The sequence below is a fragment of the Pseudomonas sp. TMW22080 genome (assembly GCF_022496745.1).
Lineage (GTDB): Bacteria > Pseudomonadota > Gammaproteobacteria > Pseudomonadales > Pseudomonadaceae > Aquipseudomonas > Aquipseudomonas bubulae.
In genome coordinates this window covers 43,664-69,214 of the sequence record NZ_SCFF01000005.1, presented here as the reverse complement: position 1 = coordinate 69,214, position 25,551 = coordinate 43,664, and the positions used below count along the sequence as shown (strand labels likewise).

23 protein-coding genes are annotated in these 25,551 nt (G+C 58.0%); 11 read left to right on the top strand and 12 right to left on the bottom strand.

Features of this window, described 5'->3' with window-relative positions:
* Positions 1-52 precede the first annotated feature (52 nt).
* Positions 53-424, bottom strand: coding sequence for a hypothetical protein (locus EQV96_RS17350; protein ID WP_240882209.1), 372 nt, complete (start codon positions 422-424; stop codon positions 53-55).
* Positions 425-781: 357 nt separating this feature from the next.
* Here EQV96_RS17350 and glpT point away from each other — a divergent pair, with 357 nt between their 5' ends.
* Positions 782-2,137 (top strand): glycerol-3-phosphate transporter, encoded by a 1,356-nt coding sequence (glpT, locus tag EQV96_RS17345; protein ID WP_095017794.1) that lies wholly within the window; start codon positions 782-784, stop codon positions 2,135-2,137.
* Here the strand turns inward: glpT and EQV96_RS17340 are convergent.
* Complete coding sequence (locus EQV96_RS17340; protein WP_095000704.1) at positions 2,134-2,781, bottom strand: gamma-glutamylcyclotransferase; 648 nt, start codon at positions 2,779-2,781, stop codon at positions 2,134-2,136. The two genes, glpT and EQV96_RS17340, sit on opposite strands and share 4 nt — an antisense overlap.
* Before the next feature lie 314 nt (positions 2,782-3,095).
* Here EQV96_RS17340 and EQV96_RS17335 point away from each other — a divergent pair, with 314 nt between their 5' ends.
* On the top strand, positions 3,096-3,578 hold the full coding sequence (locus EQV96_RS17335; protein ID WP_095025175.1) for a sn-glycerol-3-phosphate transporter: 483 nt from the start codon (positions 3,096-3,098) through the stop codon (positions 3,576-3,578).
* Here EQV96_RS17335 and EQV96_RS17330 read toward each other — a convergent pair.
* From EQV96_RS17330 to EQV96_RS17305, 6 genes are all read right to left on the bottom strand, one after another.
* Positions 3,575-4,543: a CDP-6-deoxy-delta-3,4-glucoseen reductase gene (locus tag EQV96_RS17330; RefSeq protein ID WP_095000702.1), complete on the bottom strand. Its 969-nt coding sequence runs from the start codon at positions 4,541-4,543 to the stop codon at positions 3,575-3,577. The two genes, EQV96_RS17335 and EQV96_RS17330, sit on opposite strands and share 4 nt — an antisense overlap.
* Complete coding sequence (gene ubiD / locus EQV96_RS17325; protein WP_095000701.1) at positions 4,543-6,009, bottom strand: 4-hydroxy-3-polyprenylbenzoate decarboxylase; 1,467 nt, start codon at positions 6,007-6,009, stop codon at positions 4,543-4,545. Before ubiD ends, EQV96_RS17330 begins: the two co-directional genes overlap by 1 nt.
* A gap of 69 nt (positions 6,010-6,078) precedes the next feature.
* Positions 6,079-8,073 carry an acyltransferase family protein gene (locus EQV96_RS17320; protein ID WP_240882208.1) on the bottom strand — a complete coding sequence of 665 codons (1,995 nt, stop codon included), beginning with the start codon at positions 8,071-8,073 and terminating at the stop codon, positions 6,079-6,081.
* Positions 8,074-8,194: 121 nt separating this feature from the next.
* A complete protein-coding gene (rho, locus tag EQV96_RS17315) occupies positions 8,195-9,454 on the bottom strand; it encodes a transcription termination factor Rho (protein ID WP_016783019.1) in 1,260 nt (419 codons plus the stop codon).
* A gap of 233 nt (positions 9,455-9,687) precedes the next feature.
* Positions 9,688-10,017, bottom strand: coding sequence for a thioredoxin TrxA (gene trxA / locus EQV96_RS17310; protein WP_016783018.1), 330 nt, complete (start codon positions 10,015-10,017; stop codon positions 9,688-9,690).
* A 120-nt stretch (positions 10,018-10,137) separates the two neighbouring features.
* Positions 10,138-10,845, bottom strand: coding sequence for a FadR/GntR family transcriptional regulator (locus EQV96_RS17305; RefSeq protein ID WP_095017797.1), 708 nt, complete (start codon positions 10,843-10,845; stop codon positions 10,138-10,140).
* A gap of 257 nt (positions 10,846-11,102) precedes the next feature.
* Between EQV96_RS17305 and EQV96_RS17300 the strand changes: the two genes are divergently transcribed.
* The 5 genes from EQV96_RS17300 (at position 11,103) to ppx (ending at position 15,609) form a co-directional block, all read left to right on the top strand.
* Positions 11,103-11,888: a transporter substrate-binding domain-containing protein gene (locus EQV96_RS17300; protein WP_095000698.1), complete on the top strand. Its 786-nt coding sequence runs from the start codon at positions 11,103-11,105 to the stop codon at positions 11,886-11,888.
* Positions 11,889-11,909: 21 nt separating this feature from the next.
* Entirely contained in the window at positions 11,910-12,575 is a 666-nt protein-coding gene (locus tag EQV96_RS17295; RefSeq protein WP_095000697.1) for an amino acid ABC transporter permease, read from the top strand.
* Positions 12,572-13,222, top strand: a complete 651-nt coding sequence (locus tag EQV96_RS17290) for an amino acid ABC transporter permease (protein WP_169916205.1) — start codon at positions 12,572-12,574, stop codon at positions 13,220-13,222. Before EQV96_RS17295 ends, EQV96_RS17290 begins: the two co-directional genes overlap by 4 nt.
* Positions 13,209-13,934 (top strand): amino acid ABC transporter ATP-binding protein, encoded by a 726-nt coding sequence (locus tag EQV96_RS17285; RefSeq protein WP_095000695.1) that lies wholly within the window; start codon positions 13,209-13,211, stop codon positions 13,932-13,934. Before EQV96_RS17290 ends, EQV96_RS17285 begins: the two co-directional genes overlap by 14 nt.
* Positions 13,935-14,106: 172 nt before the next feature.
* Positions 14,107-15,609, top strand: a complete 1,503-nt coding sequence (gene ppx, locus EQV96_RS17280; RefSeq protein ID WP_095000694.1) for an exopolyphosphatase — start codon at positions 14,107-14,109, stop codon at positions 15,607-15,609.
* Between the two features lie 61 nt (positions 15,610-15,670).
* On the opposite strand, the gene ppk1 is transcribed toward ppx, so the two are convergent.
* Positions 15,671-17,908, bottom strand: a complete 2,238-nt coding sequence (ppk1, locus tag EQV96_RS17275; protein WP_095000693.1) for a polyphosphate kinase 1 — start codon at positions 17,906-17,908, stop codon at positions 15,671-15,673.
* A gap of 454 nt (positions 17,909-18,362) precedes the next feature.
* Here ppk1 and EQV96_RS17270 point away from each other — a divergent pair, with 454 nt between their 5' ends.
* A complete protein-coding gene (locus EQV96_RS17270; RefSeq protein ID WP_086799407.1) occupies positions 18,363-18,983 on the top strand; it encodes a DedA family protein in 621 nt (206 codons plus the stop codon).
* On the opposite strand, the gene EQV96_RS17265 is transcribed toward EQV96_RS17270, so the two are convergent.
* The gene (locus EQV96_RS17265; RefSeq protein ID WP_150628911.1) at positions 18,961-20,199 is read right to left on the bottom strand and encodes a sterol desaturase family protein; all 1,239 of its coding nucleotides are present in this window, start codon (positions 20,197-20,199) and stop codon (positions 18,961-18,963) included. The two genes, EQV96_RS17270 and EQV96_RS17265, sit on opposite strands and share 23 nt — an antisense overlap.
* A gap of 108 nt (positions 20,200-20,307) precedes the next feature.
* Here EQV96_RS17265 and elbB point away from each other — a divergent pair, with 108 nt between their 5' ends.
* Positions 20,308-20,973, top strand: coding sequence for an isoprenoid biosynthesis glyoxalase ElbB (gene elbB, locus EQV96_RS17260; RefSeq protein ID WP_095017800.1), 666 nt, complete (start codon positions 20,308-20,310; stop codon positions 20,971-20,973).
* Here elbB and EQV96_RS17255 read toward each other — a convergent pair whose 3' ends face one another.
* Complete coding sequence (locus tag EQV96_RS17255; RefSeq protein WP_016783011.1) at positions 20,974-21,426, bottom strand: YaiI/YqxD family protein; 453 nt, start codon at positions 21,424-21,426, stop codon at positions 20,974-20,976.
* A 53-nt stretch (positions 21,427-21,479) separates the two neighbouring features.
* Complete coding sequence (locus EQV96_RS17250; RefSeq protein ID WP_095000690.1) at positions 21,480-23,378, bottom strand: cytochrome c/FTR1 family iron permease; 1,899 nt, start codon at positions 23,376-23,378, stop codon at positions 21,480-21,482.
* A gap of 372 nt (positions 23,379-23,750) precedes the next feature.
* Between EQV96_RS17250 and EQV96_RS17245 the strand changes: the two genes are divergently transcribed.
* Together EQV96_RS17245 and EQV96_RS17240 are read left to right on the top strand one after the other, a co-directional pair.
* The gene (locus EQV96_RS17245; RefSeq protein ID WP_095017802.1) at positions 23,751-25,148 is read left to right on the top strand and encodes a hypothetical protein; all 1,398 of its coding nucleotides are present in this window, start codon (positions 23,751-23,753) and stop codon (positions 25,146-25,148) included.
* Between the two features lie 10 nt (positions 25,149-25,158).
* Entirely contained in the window at positions 25,159-25,530 is a 372-nt protein-coding gene (locus EQV96_RS17240) for a YcfL family protein (protein WP_095000688.1), read from the top strand.
* Positions 25,531-25,551: the final 21 nt, after the last annotated feature.

Sequence of the window (25,551 nt, the reverse complement as noted above, 5' to 3'; positions counted from 1 at the left end):
TTCATTCGGTGTGGAGGCAAGCATACGGGGCTGCTTGAGGGCCTATCTAGCGTTATCGGCCAGCGGGTGACTTACTTGTGCCTGTGGTTGCCATCAGCAGTTTCTGAACGCTCGCGGGCAACATGTCCACAAATGGACGACTGCCTATGCGCCGGCAGGTCTTGACCACCTTTTCCACATCCCTCGATAGCTCGTACATGGCAGTCGATAGCTGGTCGCGTGAATACAGCCCGTCCTCAAACCCTTCAATCAACCGGTTGCGGGTTTGCCTGAACAGCGTCAACTCAGCCAGAGGCAGGTCGACCCCGCGACGCATATAGCCCCTGATTTCCCGGTTTAACTTCAGGCAGGTGACACTGTTGATATCTGGCGCAGGTTCGCCAGCCCACGCAGTAAACGCCACAAACCCCAGCACAAGCTTCATAGCCTTCCCCAGCGGCGCACCCCATAGGGCTGCAAAGGGGAAATTCTATTGATGTGCAGGCCAATAGCTCAGTCCTGGAGCTCCGATTCCAGCGTGGGATTGCTCCTATTGAACTTGCATTTAAACCCTACGAAAACATTTGTTGCCGCTGTATTCGCCGAGCCTGTGGATAGTTTTCAGATAGACCCGAGCAGCGAAGCCAGCCTGTATGGGGTTTTATACCCAGGCGACATGTTCATAAGCGAAAATCGCATGTGGGATTTTTCCTTCAGCTCTAAAGGGCAAGGCCTGTCATTTTCAGTAACGAAAATGTAACGTTCGGCACCGCCGATATAACAAGAAATTTGGAGCTCTTGAATGTTTGCTTTTTTCCGACCTGCCGTACACCAGGCGCCTCTGCCTGAAGAAAAAATAGACAGCACTTACCGACGACTGCGCTGGCAAATCTTTGCCGGTATCTTTTTTGGCTATGCGGGTTACTACCTGCTGCGCAAAAACTTCTCTCTGGCCATGCCCTACTTGATCGATGAGGGCTACACCCGAGGTCAACTGGGTGTCGCAATGTCAGCGATTGCCATTGCCTACGGCTTATCCAAGTTCCTCATGGGGCTGGTGTCCGACCGCTCTAACCCGCGCTTCTTTTTACCCTTTGGCTTGATGATCTCAGCGGGAGTGATGTTCATTTTCGGTTTCGCACCTTGGGCAACGTCCAGTGTGACCATGATGTTCATTTTGCTGTTTATCAACGGCTGGGCGCAGGGCATGGGTTGGCCGCCCAGTGGCCGTACCATGGTGCACTGGTGGTCGCAGAAGGAACGCGGCGGTGTGGTATCGGTGTGGAACGTGGCCCACAACGTGGGCGGTGGTCTGATCGGCCCGCTGTTTTTACTGGGTATGGCCTGGTTCAACGACTGGCACGCGGCCTTCTATGTACCTGCCACGGTGGCGCTGCTGGTGGCGCTGTTTGCGTTTGTCACCATGCGCGACACCCCACAGTCCGTTGGTTTGCCGCCGATCGAGCAGTACAAGAATGATTACCCGGCGGGTTACGACGCCAGCCATGAAGACGAATTCAGCGCCAAAGAGATCTTCGTCAAATACGTGCTGCGTAACAAAATGCTCTGGTATATCGCCCTGGCCAACGTGTTCGTCTACCTGCTGCGCTACGGCGTGCTGGACTGGGCGCCGACCTATCTGAAGGAAGCCAAGCACTTCACGGTGGACACCACGTCGTGGGCTTACTTCTTCTACGAGTGGGCGGGAATTCCGGGCACGCTGCTGTGCGGCTGGATGTCAGACAAGATTTTCCGCGGCAATCGCGGGCTGACCGGCATTGTCTTTATGTCGCTGGTGACCGTCGCAACCCTGGTTTACTGGCTTAACCCGCCAGGCAACCCGACCGTGGACATGATCGCGCTGTTTTCAATCGGCTTCCTGATTTACGGGCCGGTAATGCTGATCGGTTTGCAGGCACTGGAACTGGCACCGAAGAAAGCCGCAGGTACTGCCGCAGGCTTTACAGGGCTGTTCGGCTACCTGGGTGGCTCGGTGGCGGCCAGTGCGGCCATGGGCTATCTGGTTGACCACTTCGGTTGGGATGGCGGCTTTGTGCTGCTGATCAGCGCGTGCCTGCTGGCCATCGCATTCATGATCCCGACGCTGCGCCACAAGAACCAGGCCAGCGAAGAACGTGCGGTAACCGCTCCCGCTTAAGGCGCAATCGGTACGCAGCGCTTGAGCCGCGCCTCCAGGTTTCGATCTGGCATGGCGTGGCTGCGCAGGGCACTTACGGTCTGCTCGACATAATCGCGAGTAGTGCCGTAGCGCCCGCTGGCGTTGGCCAACACCTGGCTCAACACGTCATCCGGCAGGTTGCCCGCATAGCTGGGTAAATGCCGCTCCAGCACAAAGCCCAGGGCCTGCACCTGACTGCCATCGTCCAGTCTGCACGTCAGCCAGTGCGGGCGATACGAGGGCACCGGCATTTCGCGAAGCCACAAGGCATGCAGTGAGGCGTCCAGGTTTTCTTCCGGCAAGCGATAGGCAAAGCCACTGCACGACCCCCCTCGATCCAGACCAAAAACCAGACCTGGCCACTGCGGTGTGCCGCGATGCTCGTGAGACCACAGATACAGCCCGCGATGGTAGCCATGCACCCGCCCACGCACGCGCTCGACCGCCGTGCACTCAGGGCGCCAGATCAATGAACCATAAGCAAATAACCAGACCGGCCCGCCCTGATGGCGCGCCATGGTGCTGTGCACGGAGTTGAGCAGTTGCTCTGGAGTCAACGGTGCCCCGAGATCAAGCTGCGGGGGGTAGATCGAGTTTAAACCAGCAGATTCAATAACAGTCATAACGGGGAAATGGATCCTGCAAACATGACGTAACAGAAACTAATCCACCAATCTTATATCACTGCACACTCAATGATCTGACCAACCGGACAGGCTGCTGACAGGCGCGAAACAGGATAATCAAGCCAGCGACTCAAACCAGGCGAGAATCGGTTACGCGCCAAATAAGCACAAACACCCAATAAGAAAAAGAAAATTCCTACAAGCATATATGACATTGCTTAGGTACTGCCTACACCAATTAAAACAGGATAGGTACCTCTGGATAGCTGTGCACCCTACGCACACTTCAAATAACCACCAGAAGGTGCAAAATGCGAAAAAAAGTTCTCTGCTACTGTTTACCGATACTTGCATACGCCAGCACAACCCTGGCGCAAGACAATACAACACAGGACGACAAAGGGTTCTGGTATCTGCAAACCAGCGTGTATACCCGGCACTTTTCACCTGACTCCAAGCACAACAACAATCAGGACTTGATTGGCATTGAACGCAATGAAGATTCGGGGCTGGTCTATGGAGTGGCCACCTTTCGCAACTCATTCAGCCAGCGATCGTTTTACACCTACGCGGGCAAACGCTTTGATAGCGACACTTATCCTGTTTACTTGAAGTTGACGGGCGGCCTGCTGCAAGGTTACCGCGGCGAGTACAAGAACAAGATTCCCCTCAATCGCTTCGGCATTGCGCCGGTGATCATTCCCTCAGTCGGCGCCCACTACGGCCCGGTAGCCGCCGAGCTGGTGTTGCTCGGCTTCAATGCCGCCATGATTACCACTGGCGTGCGGTTTTAAGGGCGTGGGCAGTAGGCAAACACGTCGGCACGCATCTGGTGCGCGTCCATGCCGGCAGCTACCAACGCGTCGAGAGTACCGTAGATCATCGCTGGCGAACCGCTGGCATATACATGCACACTGGCCAGATCGCTGATGTCTTCGCACACGGCTTCATGCAGCATGCCGCAGCGCCCTTCCCAACCACACAAATCACTCACTACCTTATGCAGGAACAGGTTGGGGGTTTTCTCCCATTCAGCCCATTCATCCAGGGTGTAGAAGTCTTCCGGGCGACGCACGCCCCAGTACAAATGCACCGGATGCTTGAAACCCTTGGCACGGCAATGTTCGATCAGGCTGTGCATTTGCGCCATGCCGGTGCCCGCCGCGATCAGCACCAACGGCCCGTCCGGCAATTCAGACAAGTGCGTGTCACCAAACGGCAGCTCCAGGCGAACCATCCTGTTGCGCTGCAACTGCTCGATCAGCTTGCGGGCGCTGTCTTCACGCACCAGTACATGCAACTCCAGGTCGCGCCCCGAGTGCGGTGCGCTGGCCAGCGAGAATGCCGACTTGTCACCGTTTTCACGCTCCAGCATCACGTATTGCCCGGCGTGATAACGCGGCGGCTTGCCCGCAGGTGCGCGCAAGCGCACCCGCCACACATCGCCACCCATATCAACACACTCGGTCAACTGACACGCCAGGCTACGCACCGGTAATTCTCCCAACGCAAGCACGCCATCCCACAACACCACACAGTCTTCAAGCGGGGCCGCCAGGCAGGTATAAAACTCGCCATGATCACGCACGTCTCCCGCCTGCTCGACCTGGCCTTCAACCAGCAAGGCCGCACACACGTGGCAATTACCATTGCGACAGCTCTGCGGGCATTCATAGCCCAGACGCTGCGCCGCATCCAGAATTCGCTCGCCAGGCAAGGTTTCCAGTACCGCACCTGAAGGCTGCAAGGTTACACGCATCAATCTATTCCTAATTGATTCCAGATGTCATCGATCCGGCGAGTGACCGCCTCATCCTTGACGATGACCCGACCCCATTCACGGGTGGTTTCACCCGGCCATTTGTTGGTTGCATCCAGGCCCATCTTCGAACCCAGGCCGGAAACCGGTGAGGCAAAGTCGAGATAGTCGATTGGCGTGTTGTCGATCATTACCGTGTCGCGCTTGGGGTCCATACGCGTGGTAATGGCCCAGATGACGTCGTTCCAGTCGCGGGCATTGATGTCGTCGTCAGTCACGATAACGAATTTGGTGTACATGAACTGGCGCAAAAACGACCACACACCCAGCATTACGCGCTTGGCGTGCCCCGGATACTGCTTTTTCATGGTCACGATGGCCATGCGGTACGAGCAGCCTTCGGGCGGCAAGTAGAAGTCGGTGATTTCAGGGAACTGCTTTTGCAGGATCGGTACAAACACTTCGTTGAGCGCCACGCCCAAAATTGCCGGCTCATCCGGTGGACGGCCGGTGTAGGTGCTGTGATAGATCGGTTTGACCCGATGAGTGATGCGCTCGACAGTAAACACCGGGAAGCTGTCCACTTCGTTGTAGTAACCGGTGTGGTCGCCGTACGGGCCTTCGGGCGCCATCTCGCCAGGGTGGATCACGCCTTCAAGGATGATCTCGGCAGTGGCCGGCACTTGCAGGTCGTTGCCGCGGCACTTCACCAGTTCGGTACGATTGCCCCGCAGCAAGCCGGCAAAAGCGTATTCCGACAGGCTGTCGGGCACCGGGGTCACGGCGCCAAGAATGGTCGCCGGGTCTGCGCCCAGGGCCACGGATACCGGGAATGGCTGGCCGGGGTGTTTTTCGCACCAGTCACGGTAGTCCAGTGCACCGCCTCGGTGGCTCAACCAGCGCATGATGACCTTGTTGCGGCCAATCACCTGCTGACGATAGATACCGAGATTCTGCCGGTCCTTGTTAGGGCCTTTGGTCACGGTCAGGCCCCAGGTAATCAGGGGCGCCACGTCGCCAGGCCAGCAATGCTGCACCGGCAGCATGGCGAGGTCTACGTCATCTCCCTCAATGACCACTTCCTGGCACACCGCGTCCTTGACGACTTTCGGCGCCATGGCAATGATCTTGCGGAAGATCGGCAACTTGGACCACGCATCCTTCAGACCTTTAGGCGGTTCGGGCTCCTTGAGGAACGCCAGCAGCTTGCCGATTTCCCGCAGCTCGCTGACAGACTCGGCGCCCATGCCCATTGCCACGCGCTCTGGCGTGCCGAACAAATTGCCGAGCACCGGAATCGTGTGGCCAGTCGGGTTTTCGAACAGCAAAGCCGGGCCTTTGGCACGCAGCGTGCGGTCGCAGATTTCAGTCATCTCCAGGACTGGAGAAACGGGAATCTGGATGCGTTTCAATTCTCCGCGCTGCTCTAGCTGCTGCACGAAATCCCGAAGATCCTTGAATTTCATTGACGGTGGCACCCCTAAAATAGGCGTACATCCTACCTGCTATGCCGGCCGCTGGCAGCTTATCGCTGCTCAGCGGGCGGTATTGGCCTGCTCCGGGACACGCAACGCCAGATCATCGAACAGCGGGGCCAATGCCGGGAGAACCAGGCGAGCGCCGATTTCGGACAGGTGATTGTCATCGGTATACAACGAATGACCGTCCTGTTCGGCCCGGCACAACCCCGAGGCATCACACAGCTGCGGGGTCGGGTCCAGTACCTGCACATTGGAATCAGCAGCCGCGATATCGGCAAACAGCCGGTTGATAAACGCTTTTTGCCTGAGGTGGTCTTCAACCGGCATGCCGACATCGGCGGTTGGCTGGTGCAGCATCGCCAGGCGGCTCAGGCGGTACGGCGGATTGAACGGTTGCAACGGCGCCTCCTTCATCAGCCATACGCGGTACCCGGCCTTGCGCAATTGCTCGACCTTCGCCCGCAAGCCATCGGCCAACCGTTGTTCGGCGACCGCGCGGTCATAGTGGCCATTGCCATCGCGCAACGCATGGCCGTGATCGCCCTTGGCATCGCCATACAAGTACAGGCTCCAGCGGGCCACCAGCAGGATGTCGCGCACTGGCTCGGTCGCCAGGGTACGCTCGACACGACGGTTGTAATCGGCGCACCGCGTACCGTGCTCCAGCCCCTCAAGCGGCAGGCAACCGGCCGAACTGGCCAGCATCACATTGACGCCATGCTGGCGGGCGCTTTCTTCCAGTGCCGGGATCAGGGCCGTGGCGTGGCTGTCGCCCCACACCAGCAACTGAGCCGGCGCGGTGGGCGATTGTCCGTAACGGCAGAACGGCGTGTCGGCCGGGCTCTTGTCATCAGTGATGCAGGCCATCAGCTCAGGTCGCCATTCGCTGGCCCGCGCATATTGCAACGCCTGCTCGGACAAACGCGACGGCAGGCCATCGGTCCAGCGCAGCGCCTGGCCGGCGATACCCAACACCAGAATGCCCAAGCCCGCCGCGACGAGAATCTGACGACGGCCAGCCAATATTCGACGCTCACGAAACGGCGTTTCGACAAAACGCCAGGACAGATAGCCGAGGATCAACGTCAGCGCAATCAACCCGCCCGTCAGCACGGGACCAAACTCCTCCGCGCCGGCATAACTGCCAAACACGAAAACCGGCCAGTGCCACAAATACCAGGAATAGGAAATCAGCCCGAGCCCGACCATTAGCCGCGTGCTCAACACACGCCCGACCCAGGTGCTCTGATGCTCATTGGCCCAGATCAGGGCCACCACGCCCAGCACGGGCAGCAACGCTGCGGCACCCGGGAACGGTGTGCTGTTGTCATAGCCGAACACAGCAACAAGAATCAGCCCCATGCCCAACAGGCTGATAGCTTGCGCTGCCGCCGGGGTCAGGCGCTTCTGGCTGGCAGGCGCAATCGCCAGCATGGCACCGGCCAGCAGTTCCCATGCCCGCATCGGCAACAGGAAAAACGCTTTCTCGGGATGCTGGGCCACGGCCCAGACGCTGAGCCCGAACGACACCAGCAACAGGCTGAACAAAGCCAGCCGCCAGTGCTTGAATCGGCTGGACAGCAGGGTCAGCAGCAAGGGAAAGACAATATAGAACTGTTCCTCAACCGCCAGCGACCAGGTATGCAGCAGCGGTTTTAGATCGCTGGCCGCATCGAAATAGCCCTCCTGGCGCATAAACAGCAGGTTGGAAACGAACATCACCTGGTAGCGCACCGAATGCCCCAGCTCTTCGTAGTCCTTGGGTGCCATCAGGAACCAGCCCACAGCCAGCACGGCGGCCATCATCACGAACAAGGCCGGCAGGATTCGCCGCGCGCGACGGGCCCAAAACTCGACAAAACTGAAGCGTGCCGCCTCACGCTGGCGCCAGATGATCGAGGTAATCAAATAACCGGAAATGACGAAGAACACATCGACGCCAACGAATCCGCCTGAAAAACCCGGCACACCAAAGTGGAACAGTACTACGGCAATCACGGCAACAGCTCGCAGGCCATCAATGTCCCTGCGATAAACAAGAGAAGTCATATACGCTCAATTTCGCTAATACATTGTTTTTATTGACCGAAGTTAAGCACAAACCTTCCTTTTTTTTTGGCATAAAAAAGGCGCCCTCGCGGGGCGCCTGATTTTTGTGCGAGAAACCGTGTTACTTGCGTTTCATCGACAAGAAGAACTCATCGTTGGTCTTGGTCTGCTTAAGCTTGTCGACCAGGAACTCGATGGCTGCAACTTCGTCCATCGGGTGCAACAGCTTGCGCAGGATCCACATGCGTTGCAACTCGTCGTCTGCAGTCAGCAACTCTTCACGGCGGGTACCGGAGCGGTTGATGTTGATCGCAGGGAAGACGCGTTTTTCAGCGATCTTGCGGTCCAGAGGCAGTTCCATGTTGCCAGTGCCTTTGAACTCTTCGTAGATCACTTCATCCATCTTCGAGCCGGTTTCAACCAGCGCGGTAGCGATGATGGTCAGCGAGCCGCCTTCTTCGATGTTACGCGCAGCACCGAAGAAACGCTTTGGCTTCTCAAGGGCGTGAGCATCGACACCACCGGTCAGTACCTTGCCGGAGCTCGGGATAACGGTGTTGTAGGCACGGGCCAGACGGGTGATGGAGTCGAGCAGGATCACCACGTCCTTTTTGTGTTCGACCAGGCGCTTGGCCTTCTCGATCACCATTTCGGCAACCTGCACGTGGCGGGTTGGTGGCTCGTCGAAGGTGGAAGCAACCACTTCGCCGCGAACGGTACGCTGCATTTCGGTTACTTCTTCAGGGCGCTCGTCGATCAACAGAACGATCAAGTGCACTTCAGGATTGTTACGCGAAATGTTCGACGCGATGTTCTGCAGCATGATGGTCTTGCCCGCTTTTGGCGGAGCAACGATCAGACCACGCTGACCTTTACCGATCGGAGCACAGAGGTCGATCACGCGACCGGTCAGATCTTCGGTGGAACCGTTACCGATTTCCATCTTCATGCGTACGGTCGGGAACAACGGGGTCAAGTTCTCGAAGAGAATCTTGTTTTTCGCGTTCTCGGGACGATCGTAGTTGATCGTGTCGACTTTCAGCAGTGCGAAGTAACGCTCGCCTTCTTTTGGCGGGCGGATTTTACCGACAATGGTGTCGCCGGTGCGCAAGTTGAAGCGTCGAATCTGGCTAGGCGAGACGTAGATATCGTCAGGGCCTGCCAGGTACGAGGCGTCAGCGGAGCGAAGGAAGCCGAAGCCGTCCTGGAGAATCTCCAGCACGCCATCACCGGAGATTTCCTCGCCGCTTTTCGCGTGCTTTTTGAGCAGGGAGAAAATCACGTCCTGCTTGCGCGAACGGGCCATATTTTCTATGCCCATCTGTTCGGCCAATTCGAGCAGTTCGGTAATCGGCTTTTGCTTGAGTTCAGTCAGGTTCATATAGGAATGACGTAATCATTTATGGGGAGGGAAATTAAGCTTTGGGCTTAATGAGGCCGCGCCGCAGAGAAGGCGACAGGATCGCGTACTAATTCGATAAGGAGTGCGTCGGCGACGGCTTGCAGGGGGCAATGGAGAAACCAGTGCGGGGCCGAATGTACCACTTGAGTTTCATAGCGTCTAGTCCTTGAGCCATGAATAAGCCCCGCATTTAGCGGGGCTTTTATCGACGCTTAGATATTGGCGTCGAGGAATGCAGCCAACTGCGACTTCGACAGCGCACCGACCTTGGTGGCTTCAACGTTGCCGTTCTTGAACAGCATCAGCGTAGGAATACCGCGTACGCCGTGCTTGGCCGGGGTTTCCTGGTTTTCATCAATGTTCAGCTTGGCAACAGTCAGCTTGCCTTTGTAAGTCTCTGCGATCTCGTCCAGAACCGGCGCGATCATTTTGCAAGGGCCACACCATTCAGCCCAGTAGTCGACCAGTACAGCGCCTTCAGCCTTGAGAACATCGGCCTCAAAGCTAGCGTCGGTGACGTGTTTAATAAGATCGCTGCTCATGGAAGTCTCCGTGGTTGTAAGCAAAAACGTAGCACATCATAGCTGTCATCACCGCGTTCAGGAAGGTGAGGGACGATTGACTCTCACTATAGTGGTGCATGAGTGCAGATATCGCCCGTTTCAGGAGCCGTCGGGGGTGACGAAGGCAATCCCGGTTCGCGAGGCAGCCTGGCGAATGTGCTCGCTCATGGCCTTTTGTGCAGGGCCGCTGGCATGACGGGCCAGGGCCCGGAGGATTTTGCGGTGCTCCTGCCAGGTTTCCATGGCCCGCTCCGGGCGGATAAACGGCAGCTTCTGGCTTTCCAGAAAAATATCGCCACGGGTGATCAGCATAATGGCCATTGCCTGATTGCCACTGGCACGCAGGATCAGTTGATGGAACTCGAAGTCCAGCTGCGCGGCACGCTCAAAATCCCCGGCGCGTAACTCATGGCGCATTGCCTCGACATTGTCCTGCAACACATCCAGTTCGTCGCGGGTCAAGCGCACCGCCGCCAGCCCCGCAGCGAAACCTTCCAGTGCGTATCGCAGCTGGAAAATATCCTGCGGGCAGGCCTGGGCTGCATAGGGCCAGTCCGTAACCGGAACAACCGGGACATCTGCTTGCGCGGCCTGCACATACACGCCTTTACCCGGCTGCACACTGATCACGCCCAGGGCACTGAGCGAAGATAACGCCTCGCGCAGCGATGCCCGGCTGACCCCCAACTGCACCGCCAGCTCGCGCTGCGACGGCAAGGCATCTCCCGGCGCAAAAGCGTTTTCGGCGATCAATTTACGAATGGCCAGCAATGCCACTTCGGGTACGGCCCGTGCGCTTGAATTCATCACAAATCGGCTTGATCGGCTCAGGAAAGGCGTAGTTGTAAAGCTATTGCCAACGCTCGGCAAGTCACGCCCCAAGCCGGTTCAAGCCCTGTGAGAAACGCCCGATAGAGGTGCAAAAAACGTCATCACTGTTCAGACCAGTCAGACCGCCGCATGCCTTCTGAAATCAGCCCTGGCGGTCATAAAAGCCCTGTTGGCATGGCCTGTGCTCTGGCTCAACGGCGCACACCACCGCGCGCCCTTTCCGGAGAATTGCCATGACCCAGCGTTACAGCGCCTTGATTTGCGCCTTGTTCGCCAGCCTGATGCTGAGCCAGGCCCCGGCCCACGCCAGTGACCTCGATGAGGTGATGGCACGCGGCACCCTCAAGGTCGCAGTCCCCCAGGATTTTCCGCCCTTCGGCTCGGTCGGCCCGGACATGCAGCCTCGCGGGCTGGATATCGACACCGCCAAATTGCTGGCCGATCAGCTCAAGGTCAAACTTGAACTGACGCCCGTAAACAGCACCAACCGTGTGCCCTATCTGACCACCGGCAAAGTCGATGTAGTGATTTCCAGCTTGGGCAAAAACCCGGATCGTGAAAAAGTCATCGATTTTTCCCACGCTTATGCGCCGTTCTACCTTGGCGTATTTGGCCCGCCAGACGCGCAGATCAAGACCCTGGATGACCTCAAGGGTAAAACCATCAGCGTGACCCGTGGCGCCATCGAAGACATCGAACTGACCAACGTGGCGCCAGCCGGCGTGACCATCAAACGCTTCGAAGACAACAACTCGACCATCGCCGCGTATCTGGCAGGCCAGGTGGACCTGATCGCCAGCGGCAACGTGGTGATGGTCGCCATCAGCGAACGCAACCCCAAGCGCATCCCGGCCATGAAACTCAAGCTCAAGGATTCACCGGTCTACGTCGGCGTGAACAAGGGCCAGCCCGAGTTGCTGGACAAGGTGAACCAGATTCTGGCCACGGCCAAGGCTGACGGCAGCCTGGAAAAAAACGCGCTGCAATGGCTTAAAGAGCCGCTGCCAGCTGACCTCTGACACTTTGCGACGGGGTCAATCATGGCTTATCAGTTCGACTTTTTACCGGTGCTGCAAAACAGCGACCTGTTATTACGCGGCGCCCTGTTTACCCTTGAACTGACAGCGATCGGCACAGTATTCGGCGTCAGCCTGGGGATTGTCGGCGCCGTGGTCCGGGCGTGGAATATTCGACCTTTCGCTGCGTTGTTCGGGTTGTATGTCGAGTTGATCCGCAACACGCCGTTTCTGGTGCAGCTATTTTTTATCTTTTTCGGCTTGCCGGGCCTGGGTGTGCATATCAGCGAGTGGCAGGCCGCGGTGCTGGCGATGGTGATCAACCTGGGTGCCTATTCCACGGAAATTATCCGCGCAGGTATTCAGGCGATCCCCAAAGGCCAGCTGGAAGCAGCATCTGCACTGGCCATGAGCCGATTCGAGGCGTTCCGCCATGTGGTCCTGCAACCGGCGCTGGCCAAGGTTTGGCCAGCCCTGAGCAGCCAGATCATCATCGTGATGCTCGGCTCGGCGGTCTGCTCGCAAATTGCCACTGAAGAGCTGAGCTTTTTTGCCAATTTCATTCAGTCACGCAATTTTCGCAGCTTCGAAACCTACGTCCTGACCACTCTGATTTACCTGTGCATGGCCTTGTTGATCCGCCAGTTACTGAACTGGTTCGGCCGCCGCTACCTGAGCAGGAGTCGCTGATGGATTTCACGTTCTGGGACATCGTGCGTAACTTGCTGACGGGTTTGCAGTGGACAGTCGCCCTGTCTCTTGTTGCGTTTATCGGCGGCGGCTTTATCGGCTTGCTGGTGTTGCTGATGCGCATTTCCAAAAGCCGCTTCGCCCGCACTCTGGCGCGCGGTTATATAGAGCTGTTCCAGGGTACGCCCCTGCTGATGCAGCTGTTTTTGATCTTCTTTGGCATTGCCCTGCTGGGCATCGATATTTCGCCGTGGATGGCCGCGGCCCTGGCGCTGACATTGTTCACCAGTGCCTACCTGGCCGAGATCTGGCGCGGCTGCGTCGAGTCGATTGCCCACGGCCAGTGGGAGGCCTCGGCCAGCCTGGCACTCAGCCCGCTGGAGCAATTGCGCTACGTGATCCTGCCGCAAGCCTTGCGCGTCGCCATCGCGCCGACCGTAGGCTTTTCGGTGCAGGTCATCAAAGGCACTGCCGTGACCTCGATTATTGGATTCACCGAATTGACCAAGACCGGCAGCATGCTGGCCAATGCCACCTTCGAGCCTTTCATGGTCTATGGCCTGGTGGCTCTGGGTTACTTCCTCTTGTGCTACCCCCTGTCGCTCAGTGCGCGCTATCTGGAAAGGAGACTGCATGCCTCTGCTTAGAGTTACCGCCCTGCATAAATACTACGGCGACCACCACGTGCTCAAAGGCATCGACCTGACGGTCGAACAGGGCCAGGTGGTCGCTATCATTGGCCGCAGCGGCTCGGGCAAGAGTACCTTGCTCAGAACCCTGAACGGGCTGGAGTCCATTAACGACGGGGTGATTGAGGTCGATGACGAATACCTGGATGCCGCCCGCGCAGACTTGCGAAGCCTGCGCCAGAAGGTCGGCATGGTGTTTCAGCAGTTCAATCTGTTCCCGCACCTGAGCGTGGGCGAAAACGTCATGCTGGCCCCGCAAGTGGTGCAAAAGGTGCCCAAAGCCAAGGCCGCCGAACTGGCGCGCCAGATGCTGGAACGGGTGGGGCTGGGCGACAAGTTCGACGCCTTCCCGGAGCGCCTGTCGGGCGGTCAACAGCAGCGGGTGGCGATTGCCCGGGCTTTGGCCATGTCACCCAAGGTGCTGTTGTGTGATGAGATCACCTCGGCCCTCGACCCGGAGCTGGTCAATGAAGTGCTCAGCGTGGTGCGTCAGCTGGCCCGTGAAGGCATGACGCTGATCATGGTCACCCACGAGATGCGTTTTGCCCGTGAAGTTGGCGACAAACTGGTGTTTATGCACCAGGGCAAGGTGCATGAAGTGGGTGACCCCAAAGTGCTGTTCGCCAACCCGCAAACCCCGGAACTGGCGAATTTCATCGGAACGTTGTAGCCACTGACGAGGTACGAGGCTACGGGAATCGTAGAGCCTGAAAACACGAGGCCTCGGATAACAGCTAACCTCATTGCTTTCGTGCTCCACATCAAGGCAGGTGATATCACGCGTTGGCGCGAGCCTTTGATCGTGGCACGATGGCCGGGTTATCGACCGAGACCCCTCAACCATGCCCCAATCCCAAGCAAGGAATCCGTCCCTGATCGCCGCCATTGATCTGGGTTCTAACAGCTTTCACATGGTGGTGGCCAAGGCCCAGAACGGCGAAATCCGCATACTTGAGCGTCTTGGTGACAAGGTGCAGTTAGCTGCCGGCATCGACGAAGAACGCAAGCTCAGCGAAGAATCCATGCAGCGCGGGCTCGATTGCCTCAAGCGTTTCGCCCAACTGATCAACGGTATGCCGTTGGGTGCCGTGCGTATTGTGGGAACCAACGCATTGCGCGAGGCGCGCAACCGCAACGAGTTTATCGTGCGTGCCGAAGAGATCCTGGGTCACACCGTTGAAGTGATTTCCGGTCGTGAAGAAGCGCGCCTGATCTACCTGGGTGTGTCCCACACCCTCGCCGACACGCCGGGCAAACGCCTGGTGGCCGACATCGGCGGCGGCAGTACCGAGTTCATCATTGGCCAGCGTTTTGAGCCCCTGCTACGCGAAAGCCTGCAAATGGGCTGCGTCAGCTTTACCCAGCGCTATTTCCGCGACGGCAAGATCACCCCGGCACGCTACGCCCAGGCCTACACGGCTGCGCGTCTCGAAATCATGAGCATCGAGCACGCCCTGCACCGCCTGACCTGGGATGAGGCCATCGGCTCTTCGGGTACCATTCGGGCCATTGGCCTGGCGCTCAAGGCGGGCGGTCATGGTAACGGCGAAGTAAACGCCGAAGGCCTGTCCTGGCTCAAGCGCAAGCTGTTCAAGCTGGGCGACGCGGACAAGATCGACTTCGAAGGCATCAAGCCCGACCGTCGCGCCATCTTCCCGGCCGGGCTGGCGATTCTTGAAGCAATCTTCGACGCCCTTGAACTGCAACGTATGGATCACTGTGACGGCGCCCTGCGCGAAGGCGTGCTGTACGACCTTCTGGGCCGCCATCACCACGAAGACGTGCGTGAGCGCACCCTCAGCTCGCTGATGGACCGTTACCATGTCGATCGCGAGCAAGCGGCACGGGTTGAACGCAAGGCGCTGCGCGCCTTCGATCAAGTGGCCAAGTCGTGGGGCCTCAAGGACGGTGTATGGCGTGAACTGCTGAGCTGGGCGGCCAAGGTGCATGAAGTCGGGCTGGACATTGCCCACTATCATTACCACAAGCACGGCGCCTACTTGATAGAGCACTCCGACCTGGCTGGTTTCTCACGCGAAGACCAGCAAATGCTCGCGCTGCTGGTGCGCGGCCATCGTCGCAACATTCCTAAAGACAAGTTCGCCGAATTTGGCGAAGACGGCATCAAGCTGATTCGCCTGTGCGTGCTGTTGCGCTTTGCGATCCTGTTCTACCACATCCGTGGCAACCAGGAAGCCTCGCAGGTGAAGCTGCGCGCCGAGGGCGATCACCTGGACGTAATCTTCCCCGACGGCTGGCTGGAACAGAACCCGCTGACCCAGGCTGACTTCGAACAAGAAGCGCAATGGCTGACCCGGGTCGGAATTGTGCTGACGGTTTCCTGACCGGGCACAACTCAAACCAACTGTGGGAGCGAGCAGGCTCGCTCCCACAGTCGTTACAGCGTTATACCGATGGCCCGGTACTCACGGCCAGTACCGGCAGGCTCAGACGCTCAAGCAGCGTGGCTTGCGCACTGCGCGGGTTCTGGTTGCCCGTTGGCGTATTGCGGATATACCGCCCGTCCGACTGAAGGCTCCAGCTGTGGGTGTTGTCCGTCAGATAGCACTCAAGCTCCTTCTTGACCCGCAGAATCAGCTTTTTACCCTCGACCGGGAAGCACGTCTCAACACGCTTATCGAGATTGCGCTCCATCCAGTCGGCACTCGACAGGAACATCTGCTCCTCGCCGCCATTGAGGAAGTAGAACACCCGTGTGTGCTCCAGGAAGCGACCGATGATCGAACGCACATGAATATTGTGCGAAACGCCGGCAATCCCGGGACGCAGGCAGCACATCCCGCGTACCACCAGATCAATACGCACGCCGGACTGACTGGCCTTGTACAGCGCACGGATGATTTTCGGATCGGTCAGCGAGTTGAACTTGGCGATGATATGCGCCGGTTTGCCTTCAACAGCGAACTGGGTCTCACGGGCAATCATGTCCAGCATGCCCTTTTTCAAAGTGAAAGGCGCATGCAGCAGTTTTTTCATGCGCAGCGTCTTGCCCATGCCGATCAACTGGCTGAACAACTTGCCGACGTCTTCACACAGCGCGTCGTCGGAGGTCAGCAAGCTGTAGTCGGTGTAAAGCTTGGCGTTGCCGGCGTGGTAGTTGCCGGTACCCAGATGCGCGTAACGCACGATCTCCCCCGCCTCACGGCGCAGAATCAGCATCATCTTGGCGTGGGTCTTGAAACCGACTACGCCATAGATCACCACCGCACCGGCAGCTTGCAGGCGACTGGCCAGTTGCAGGTTGGACTCTTCGTCAAAGCGCGCACGCAACTCGATCACCGCGGTCACTTCTTTACCGTTACGCGCCGCATCAACCAGCGCATCAACGATTTCCGAGTTGGCGCCGCTGCGGTACAGGGTCTGGCGTACGGCCAGCACATGCGGATCCTTGGCAGCCTGGCGAAGCAAGTCGACGACCGGAGTAAACGACTCAAACGGGTGCAGCAGCAAGATGTCCTGTTTGCTGACCACGCTAAAAATGTTCTCGCTGTTCTGCAACAGCTTGGGAATCGCCGGGGTAAACGGCGTGTATTGCAGCTCAGGGTGGCTGTCGAGGCTGGTGATGCTGAAAAGGCGTGTCAGGTTGACCGGACCATTGACCTGATACAACTCGGTCTCATGCAGGCTGAACTGCTTGAGCAGGTAGTCGGACAGATGCTTGGGGCATGTGTCGGCCACTTCCAGGCGTACGGCATCGCCGTATCGACGCGAGAACAACTCGCCACGCAGCGCACGGGCCAGGTCTTCAACATCTTCGGTATCAACCGCCAGATCGGCGTTACGGGTCAGGCGGAACTGGTAGCAGCCTTTCACCTTCATGCCTTGAAACAGGTCATCGGCGTGGGCGTGAATCATCGACGACAGGAACACATAGTTGTCGCCTGCCCCACCCACGTCTTCAGGCAGTTTGATCACGCGTGGCAACAGACGCGGTGCCGGGATGATCGCCAGGCCTGAATCACGACCAAAGGCATCAATGCCTTCCAGCTCGACGATAAAGTTCAGGCTCTTGTTCACCAGCAACGGGAACGGGTGCGTCGGGTCCAGGCCAATCGGTGTGATGATCGGCGCGATTTCGTCGCGGAAGAACTTGCGTACCCACGCCTTGATCTTGGTGTTCCAGTGCCGGCGACGGATAAAGCGCACCTGATGCTTTTCAAGCTCGGGCAACAGAATGTCGTTGAGGATCGCGTACTGGCGATCCACATGGCCGTGGACCAGTTCGCTGATGCGGGCCAGCGCCTGATGCGGCTGCAAGCCATCGGCACCGGCCTGCTCACGGGCGAAGGTGATTTGTTTTTTCAGGCCTGCGACACGAATTTCGAAAAACTCATCCAGGTTGCTGGAAAAAATCAGCAGAAACTTCAAGCGTTCAAGCAGCGGATAGGACTCATCCAGCGCTTGTTCCAATACGCGAATGTTGAACTGTAATTGCGACAACTCACGATGGATGTACAGGCTGCTGTCATCAAGGCCAGGAACGGCAATCGCCGGATGCACCGCCGCGTGCGACTCGGCCGCAGCAGGCGCATGGGCTTGCTGTTCAGGCGGGGTTTCAGGGACTGGCTCAACAATCGGCTGAGCTTCAGTGGCAACGATTTCAGCAAGTCCTTCGGTATTCATTGAATGTTCCTGTAAGAGCGGGTTTGACTCTCGTAACAGTTAAGCGACACCAGCAGTCAAGTTGTCAGAATGCCATCAACGCCTGTGGGTTTAAACCGCTCCCGGGCGCTTTATGCGGGCCAGAGACTGGTTAGAGGCCGATTTGTCGAAATTGTTTCCTGGGCAACCGACGCAGACACTGCGGGAGCGGGCTTGCTCGCGATTCAAACACCGCAGAGTTTCAGATTGACTGAGTCAACCCCATCGCAGTCAAGCCAGCTCCCACAGGTTCGAAGCAATAATCACCTGCGCGCATGGTTATAACGCTTCGCCATGAACACTAGATGACAACGCTAATGATGTAGGTCAAATACACATGATTTGTAGGACTTGTTAACGCAAAGTCACATTTCGATACTTTCCCGAACGTCCCTTAAGGCGTAGGCTGCGCGTTCATTTCGCCAGCATCCAGACAATGCTCCAACAATTTCTTCAAGAATTCGGCTACTTCGCCCTGTTTCTAGGGACGTTCTTTGAAGGTGAGACCATTCTGGTTCTCGCAGGCTTCTTGGCGTTCCGCGGATACATGGACCTCAAACTGGTCATGATCGTGGCATTCCTCGGCAGTTATGCCGGAGATCAGCTGTGGTACTTCCTGGGGCGCAAGCACGGCCGCAAACTGTTGGCGCGCAAACCGCGCTGGCAACTTATGGGCGACAAGGCGCTGGAGCACATTCGCAGGCACCCGGATATCTGGGTCCTGAGTTTCCGCTTCGTCTACGGCCTGCGTACCGTCATGCCCGTGGCAATCGGCCTGTCAGGCTACCCTCCGGGCCGCTATTTGCTGCTCAACGGCATTGGTGCGGCCATCTGGGCCATTGCCCTGGCTACCGCCGCCTATCACTTTGGCGCCGTGCTCGAAGGCTTGCTGGGCAACGTCAAGAAATATGAGCTGTGGGTGCTCGGTGCCCTGCTCCTGATCGGCCTGTGCCTGTGGGCCCGCCGCCGCTTCAAGAATGCACGCCTGGCCAGACAGACCGCTCTTGAAGAGAAAAACAAGAGCAACGCCGAAGTCAGCAACCCGCCAGCCGAGTGATACGGTTTCTGCACACGTAGAGCCCCATCACGCTCAACAGGGTGTAACTGGACAGGCCGACCCAGCCCAATGCGCTGGCCGGCCACAGACCGGCCACAGGGGCCAGCCAGACCAGTGGCAGGTTGAGCGCCAGGCGCAGCCACTCAAGTTTCAGCGCCCAGGGCCGGTTCTCCAGACCTGCCCCCAGCACAAACAGCCCCAACGCCATATACCCCCAGCCCAGCATCAGCGCCTGGGGCGACAACGTCTCGCCCAGATTCAGCAAATAACTGCCCAGCGCCAGATAAACTGCAAATTGCGCCGCGATATACACCTGTTGGCGCCGTGCCAGTGGCACCTCGAATTTTACAAACCGGCTCAGGTCCGGCTTGTTTATCGGGTACTTCGCCGCTACATCCGCCGGACGCCAGCCCGTGGGCATAAACCAGATCCTCAGCTTGTCCCGCCAGCGCTCGGTGCGCTGCGCATCAGCCAGCAACTGGCCATAGAACTGCCAGTTGGCCCACAGCGGATTCCAGCTTTGCAGCGGCGTGGTCACGCCGAAAATCACCGGTTCGGCGTCGTCTTCTTCCTGAAAAGTGCCGAACAAACGGTCCCAGACAATGAACACTCCACCGTAATTGCGATCCATATACAGAGCATTCTGCGCATGGTGAGCCCGATGATTGGAAGGTGTCACAAACAACCACTCGAACCAGCCCAGCTTGGGCACATGGCGGGTATGGACCCAGAACTGATAGAGCAGGTTGACGGTGGCCACGGTGACAAATACCGGCAGCGGCACACCCAGCACCGCCATTGGCAGGTAAAAGACCCAACCAAGCACAAACCCGGTGCTGGTTTGGCGCAGGGCGGTGGACAGGTTGTAGTCTTCGCTCTGATGATGCACCGAATGCGCGGCCCAGAGCACGTTGCGCTCATGCCCCAGGCGGTGGTGCCAGTAGTAGCAAAAATCGTAGAAGACAAACGCAAACAGCCACACCCACAGGCTGTCTTCGGGCAATTGCAGCAGCGCCAGATATTTCAGTGCCAGCGCGTAGGTGATCAGCCCCACGCCTTTGGTCAGCAAACCGGTGGTGGTCGACAGCACACCGGCGCTCAGGCTGCTGATAGTGTCAGCCAGGCGATAGGTGTGCATTGCGCGCCAGCGGTCGGCCAGCAGCTCGACAGCAATCAGCACAAAGAAAAACGGTACGGCATACAGAATCAGCTTCATGGCACACCCCGAGCGGTATTCCATCAAGCGTAGGCGCACTTGCTGCGAAACCCTATGGCATCAAGCGCCAAATCAGGCGACATTAATGCCATGAACAAGGAGATCGACATGACCACTAAAAAAGTTGCCGTGATTCTTTCCGGCTGCGGCGTCTATGACGGCGCCGAGATCCACGAAAGCGTGATCACCCTGCTACGCCTGGACCAGCGCGGCGCCAAAGTACAGTGCTTTGCCCCCGACATTGCACAACTGCATGTCATCAACCACCTGACCGGCGAGCCAATGCCCGAGTCACGCAACGTACTGGTGGAGTCAGCGCGGATTGCCCGGGGCGAGATCAAGGATGTTCGTGAGGCCAAGGTCGAGGATTTTGACGCCCTGATCATACCGGGCGGGTTTGGTGCCGCCAAAAACCTCTCCAGCTTTGCCACCGATGGTGCTGCGTGCTCGGTTCAGGCTGATGTGCTGAGCCTGGCCGAAGCCTTTGCCGAAGCTGGCAAACCGATTGGCCTGATGTGCATCTCACCTGCCATTGCCGCCAAGATTTATGGCCCAGGCGTGATCTGCACCATCGGCACCGACGCAGATACCGCTGCAGCCGTCACCAAAATGGGTGGCACCCACCAAGAGTGTGAAGTGTCGGAAATTGTCGAGGACAAGGCCCGCAAGCTGGTCAGCACCCCGGCCTATATGCTCGCCAAATCCATCAGCGAAGCAGCGTCAGGGATCAACAAGATGGTTGACCGCGTGCTTGAGCTGACGCAAAAAAACTGATCAACCCCGTGCCAGCCGGGTCAGGATACGGTCCAGGGCATTGGCGAACGCCTGCTTGTCGCGTTCGCCATAGGCACCCTGCCCGCCGCTGACCTGGCCTTGCTCGCGCAGATCGGTAAACAGATTACGCACCGCCAGGCGCTCGCCCATGTTTTGCGGGTCAAACTCCTTGCCGCGCGGGTCCAGCGCGGCAACGCCCTTTTTGACCAGCCGGTCGGCCAACGGCACATCGCTGCAAATCACCAGTTCGCCGGGCACGGCGTGCTCCACCAGATAATCATCCGCCGCATCCGGGCCGCTGGGCACCACAATCAGTTTGACCAGGGCGTAGGTCGGTTTGATCTGGCTCTGCCCTGCCACCAGCACCACCTCAAACTGACGCTTGAGAGCGAACTTGATGACCTGATCCTTTGCCGCCTTGGGGCAGGCGTCTGCGTCGATCCAGACACGCATAGAGAATTGCTCCTGAGTGTTGCCGCTCCCACTGAGGGGAGGTGTATAAGGATTTAAGAAGCCTGCACCCGACGCTTTTCCGCCAGTTTGCTACGGCCGTACAACACGATAATTGCCAAAATGGCTACGGCCTGCGCACTCAGCGAGTACGCATCTGCATGAATACCCAGCCAGTCGAAGTCGAAGAACGCGACAGGCCGCGTGCCAAAGATGCCCGCCTCTTGCAGCGCTTTCACGCCATGCCCGGCGAATACCACCGACAGGGCGCAGAGCAAAGCCGCGTTGATGCTGAAAAACAGCGCCAATGGCAATTTGGCCGAGCCACGCAGGATGATCCACGCCAGGCCCATCAGCAAGACCAGTGCCGTGGCGCCGCCCGCCAGTACCGCGTTGTGGCCCGCCGGGCCGGCTTGCAGCCACAGGGTTTCGTAGAACAGGATCACTTCGAAAAGTTCGCGGTACACCGAAAAGAACGCCAGTATCGCGAAGCCAAAACGACCGCCACCGCTGACCAGGCTGCTTTTGATGTAATCCTGCCACGCGGCGGCGTGACGACGGTCGTGCATCCATACCCCCAGCCACAGCACCATGACGCTGGCGAACAACGCAGTACAACCTTCCAGCAGTTCACGCTGGGCACCGCTGACGTCAATCACATAGGCCGCCAGCGCCCAGGTCGCCAGCCCGGCCACCAGGGCCAGACCCCAGCCGACGTTGACACTGCGCACCGCCGATTGCTGGCCGGTATTGCGCAGGAAAGCCAGGATCGCGGCCAGCACCAGAATTGCTTCCAGGCCTTCACGCAGCAAAATCAGCAGGCCGGAGATATAGCTCAAAGTCCAGCTCAGGCCATCGCTGCCCAGCAGCCCGGCAGATTCCTTGAGCAAGACTTTGGCCGCTTCCAGTCGCTGCTCGACCTGCTCGATCGGCAAGCCGTCCTGCAGCGATTGCCGATAGGCCATCAGGGCTTTTTCAGTGTTTTTGCGCACATTGGCGTCAACGTTATCCAGCGAGCTTTCAACGAGTTCAAAACCTTCCAGATAAGCCGCCACCGACAGGTCGTAGGCTTGCTCACGGTCACCGGCGCGGTAAGCCGCAAGGCTTTTATCCAGGGTGGCGCTGGTGTAGTCGAGCAGCTGCGCCGGGCCGCGTTTGACTTGCGGCGGCTGCGCCCGCTGGGCACGGAACGTTGCGGTCGCCTCGGGGCCTTCAGCCGCCAGCACTTCATTCGGGGTTTGACGGGCAAGGTCCGCCAGGTTGTAGGTTTTGTCTGCCTTGCTGGCACTCGGGTCGGCACTCAGCCCGGCGATGTAGGTGGCCAGGTCCCAGCGCTGACGCTCGTCCAGCTGATCAGCAAACGAAGGCATATCGGTGCCTTCAACCCCCAGGCCAAGGGTGTTATAGATCGCGTAGAGGCTCAGCCGGTCCAGGCGCTGCGCGTCACGCAGGTTCGCAGGCGGCGGCGTCATACCGACACTGGCAGGGCCGTCACCGGCGCCGGTTTCACCGTGGCACACCGAGCAATGCTGGGCATACAAGGGTGCGCCACGGGTAGGGTCAGGGGTAATGGCGGGGGCCTGGCTGACCTCGTAGGCCACCGCCAGTTTGGCACCCAACTGACGTGCTTCATGCGCAACGGCGGTGCCGTCTACACGCTGTTCGATGGCGCTTTGCAGGGCGTTCACGCCTTGCAGCAGCTCCTCACGCTCAGGGCGTTGCGGCAAGTCCGCGAGCAGGCCTTTGAGCACGGCCAGAAACTCGAGTTGCTCGCGGTATTCGGTCTCATCAATAACCTTGCCGTTTTCAACTGTAGGCGGATAGTCAGCACCAATGTAGTCAATCAGGTGCAGCGCTTGTGAGGCGCCTTCCGGGGTGTTGGCAGAGGCAACAAGGCTGCACAACGCGAGCACGGGCAACAATAGCCATGCCAAAAAACGCGAGCGGGAGGTCATCGATCAATCCGGATGGAAATGAGAAGTAACATATTGTTTACCGTTACTGGCCGCCGACTCAAGGCCCTCGTATGCGATCGCGCCGTAAATCAGCGAATTGCAATTCTGCGATTGAACTGGCTAAACATAGCGAGCCTTGGAGATTAATAGCCCCTTTATTGCAAGTGCTTGTGGGTTAACTATCGCCACAAATGTAGGCAATTTCCCAAAGTGATTAAACACAGCCATCACGCCCTGATTAAGGCTACTTCCCCTCCGCCGACGCTGCTAAAAATACCGATCCTTCACCACAACTGATCACCCGTACTCGGGCCCGGTCTCTGCGGTATCGACAAGTATTTATGGTTTAGACGCCCGGGGACACTCATACCCATGACCGCTCGCGCCCTTAACGCTCTCATTTTGAGCGTGCTCACCTTACTGACTGGATGCTCGGTATTTCGTAGTTATGACAGCGAACTGCAAGCCACCAACCAGCAGTTGTCGGCTGGCAATGTCGATGGCGCACTGGTCCTGCTCGAACAAAACAACAGCAGCCAGAACAAAGACCTTCTCTACTACCTGGAAAAAGGCGAGTTATTGCGCGCAAAGGGCGACCTTGCTGCAAGCCAGAAGGCATGGCGCAACGCTGACAAATTGATATATGCCTGGGAGGAGTCGGTCAGGCTCGATACCGCCAGGTACCTCGCACAGTTCTCCAGTTTTCTGGTCAACGACAAAGTCCGCCGCTATGAAGGCCATGACTACGAGAAAGTCTGGTTGAGTACGCAAATGGCTCTGAATCTGTTGAACCTTAACGATTTCGAAGGTGCCCGCACGGAAATCAAAAAAACCCATGAACGCGAAGCCCTGATCACTGAACTTCGGGACAAGGAATACTTGAAACGTGAGCAGGAAGCAGAACGCAGGGGAGTACGGGCCCGGCTCAAGGATCTGCGTGGCTACCCGCTGGAAAGTCTTGATGCACCCGACGTACTGGAGCTGAAAAATAGTTATCAGAGCGCCTTTAGTCATTATTTGGCGGGCTTTGTTTACGAGGCTTTGGGAGAACGAAGCCTTGCCGCACCAGGCTATCGAAAGGCCGCAGAACTGCGACCCAACACACCTCTGATCGAGCAAAACCTGCTGAACCTGGACAAACCAGAGGCCCGCAGCGATGAAAGCGAAGTTCTGATAGTGCTGCAAAATGGCTTTGCACCGGCGCGAGACTCAATACGTCTCCCACTGCCATTAACCATCAGCAACAACCTCGTCATTACGCCGCTGTCATTTCCGGTGATCAGGCCTTACACCCCCAATACGCCCCTCACCCATGTCGTCGTCAACGGCCAGCTTCATCCCCTCACCTTGCTTAACACCACCACGACCATGTCGCGTCGCGCCCTGCGCGATGAACTGCCGTGGATCCTCCTGCGTAGCAGCGCGCGGGCTGTCACTCGAGGCGTCGCACAAAAACAACTCAATGACGACAACCCGCTGGCCGGCCTGCTTCTGGGAGTTGCTTCGACTGTTCTGGAAGACGCGGATACGCGCACCTGGCGCACCCTGGCAGACAACACATATGTGGTGCGTTTACGCCTCAACCGTGGTGAGCATCAAATTAGTCTGCCCGACATCCCGGGCAGTACGCCGATACGCATAAGGGCCGAACGCGGCTATCAGGTCATCACGATACGCACGATCGGTAATCGCGTTTTCCACCATGCCGCCGCTGGCAGTACTACACCCGTCACCCCCCCGCTGGCTTTCATAAGCCGACAAAAACCCTGAGGAACCCACGATGCGATATTTGCTCTCGGGCGCTCTGGCGCTGTTTTTACTGATCGGCTGCGCCACACCGTCACCTCCACAACCCAACAGTGCAGCAAGCAAGATTACGGTCATGGGCAAGTTCAAACATATCTCTGCCGGAGCGATCCGCGTAGCGCGTGTAAATGGCTTCATGACCGTAAACGCCCAGATGACCAACACCAGCCGCCACAACCGAATGGTTTATTACCGCTTTACCTGGCTGGGCAAGGACGGTTTTCCCGTTGCCAATGAAGAAGGCTGGAAAACCATCACCCTGTACGCCAAACAAAACACTTTTATTCCTGCTATTGCACCAGTGCCCCAGGCCAGGGATTTCCGTTTGGAAGTGAAAACGCCCTGAACCCATAACTTTTGTCACTCC

Bases quoted from the DNA above. Each gene is read 5' to 3' on its own strand.
- EQV96_RS17350 (WP_240882209.1), bottom strand. From the start codon at position 424: ATGAAGCTTGTGCTGGGGTTTGTGGCGTTTACTGCGTGGGCTGGCGAA.
- glpT (WP_095017794.1), top strand. From the start codon at position 782: ATGTTTGCTTTTTTCCGACCTGCCGTACACCAGGCGCCTCTGCCTGAA.
- EQV96_RS17340 (WP_095000704.1), bottom strand. From the start codon at position 2,781: ATGACTGTTATTGAATCTGCTGGTTTAAACTCGATCTACCCCCCGCAG.
- EQV96_RS17335 (WP_095025175.1), top strand. From the start codon at position 3,096: ATGCGAAAAAAAGTTCTCTGCTACTGTTTACCGATACTTGCATACGCC.
- EQV96_RS17330 (WP_095000702.1), bottom strand. From the start codon at position 4,543: ATGCGTGTAACCTTGCAGCCTTCAGGTGCGGTACTGGAAACCTTGCCT.
- ubiD (WP_095000701.1), bottom strand. From the start codon at position 6,009: ATGAAATTCAAGGATCTTCGGGATTTCGTGCAGCAGCTAGAGCAGCGC.
- EQV96_RS17320 (WP_240882208.1), bottom strand. From the start codon at position 8,073: ATGACTTCTCTTGTTTATCGCAGGGACATTGATGGCCTGCGAGCTGTT.
- rho (WP_016783019.1), bottom strand. From the start codon at position 9,454: ATGAACCTGACTGAACTCAAGCAAAAGCCGATTACCGAACTGCTCGAA.
- trxA (WP_016783018.1), bottom strand. From the start codon at position 10,017: ATGAGCAGCGATCTTATTAAACACGTCACCGACGCTAGCTTTGAGGCC.
- EQV96_RS17305 (WP_095017797.1), bottom strand. From the start codon at position 10,845: ATGAATTCAAGCGCACGGGCCGTACCCGAAGTGGCATTGCTGGCCATT.
- EQV96_RS17300 (WP_095000698.1), top strand. From the start codon at position 11,103: ATGACCCAGCGTTACAGCGCCTTGATTTGCGCCTTGTTCGCCAGCCTG.
- EQV96_RS17295 (WP_095000697.1), top strand. From the start codon at position 11,910: ATGGCTTATCAGTTCGACTTTTTACCGGTGCTGCAAAACAGCGACCTG.
- EQV96_RS17285 (WP_095000695.1), top strand. From the start codon at position 13,209: ATGCCTCTGCTTAGAGTTACCGCCCTGCATAAATACTACGGCGACCAC.
- ppx (WP_095000694.1), top strand. From the start codon at position 14,107: ATGCCCCAATCCCAAGCAAGGAATCCGTCCCTGATCGCCGCCATTGAT.
- ppk1 (WP_095000693.1), bottom strand. From the start codon at position 17,908: ATGAATACCGAAGGACTTGCTGAAATCGTTGCCACTGAAGCTCAGCCG.
- EQV96_RS17270 (WP_086799407.1), top strand. From the start codon at position 18,363: ATGCTCCAACAATTTCTTCAAGAATTCGGCTACTTCGCCCTGTTTCTA.
- EQV96_RS17265 (WP_150628911.1), bottom strand. From the start codon at position 20,199: ATGAAGCTGATTCTGTATGCCGTACCGTTTTTCTTTGTGCTGATTGCT.
- elbB (WP_095017800.1), top strand. From the start codon at position 20,308: ATGACCACTAAAAAAGTTGCCGTGATTCTTTCCGGCTGCGGCGTCTAT.
- EQV96_RS17255 (WP_016783011.1), bottom strand. From the start codon at position 21,426: ATGCGTGTCTGGATCGACGCAGACGCCTGCCCCAAGGCGGCAAAGGAT.
- EQV96_RS17250 (WP_095000690.1), bottom strand. From the start codon at position 23,378: ATGACCTCCCGCTCGCGTTTTTTGGCATGGCTATTGTTGCCCGTGCTC.
- EQV96_RS17245 (WP_095017802.1), top strand. From the start codon at position 23,751: ATGACCGCTCGCGCCCTTAACGCTCTCATTTTGAGCGTGCTCACCTTA.
- EQV96_RS17240 (WP_095000688.1), top strand. From the start codon at position 25,159: ATGCGATATTTGCTCTCGGGCGCTCTGGCGCTGTTTTTACTGATCGGC.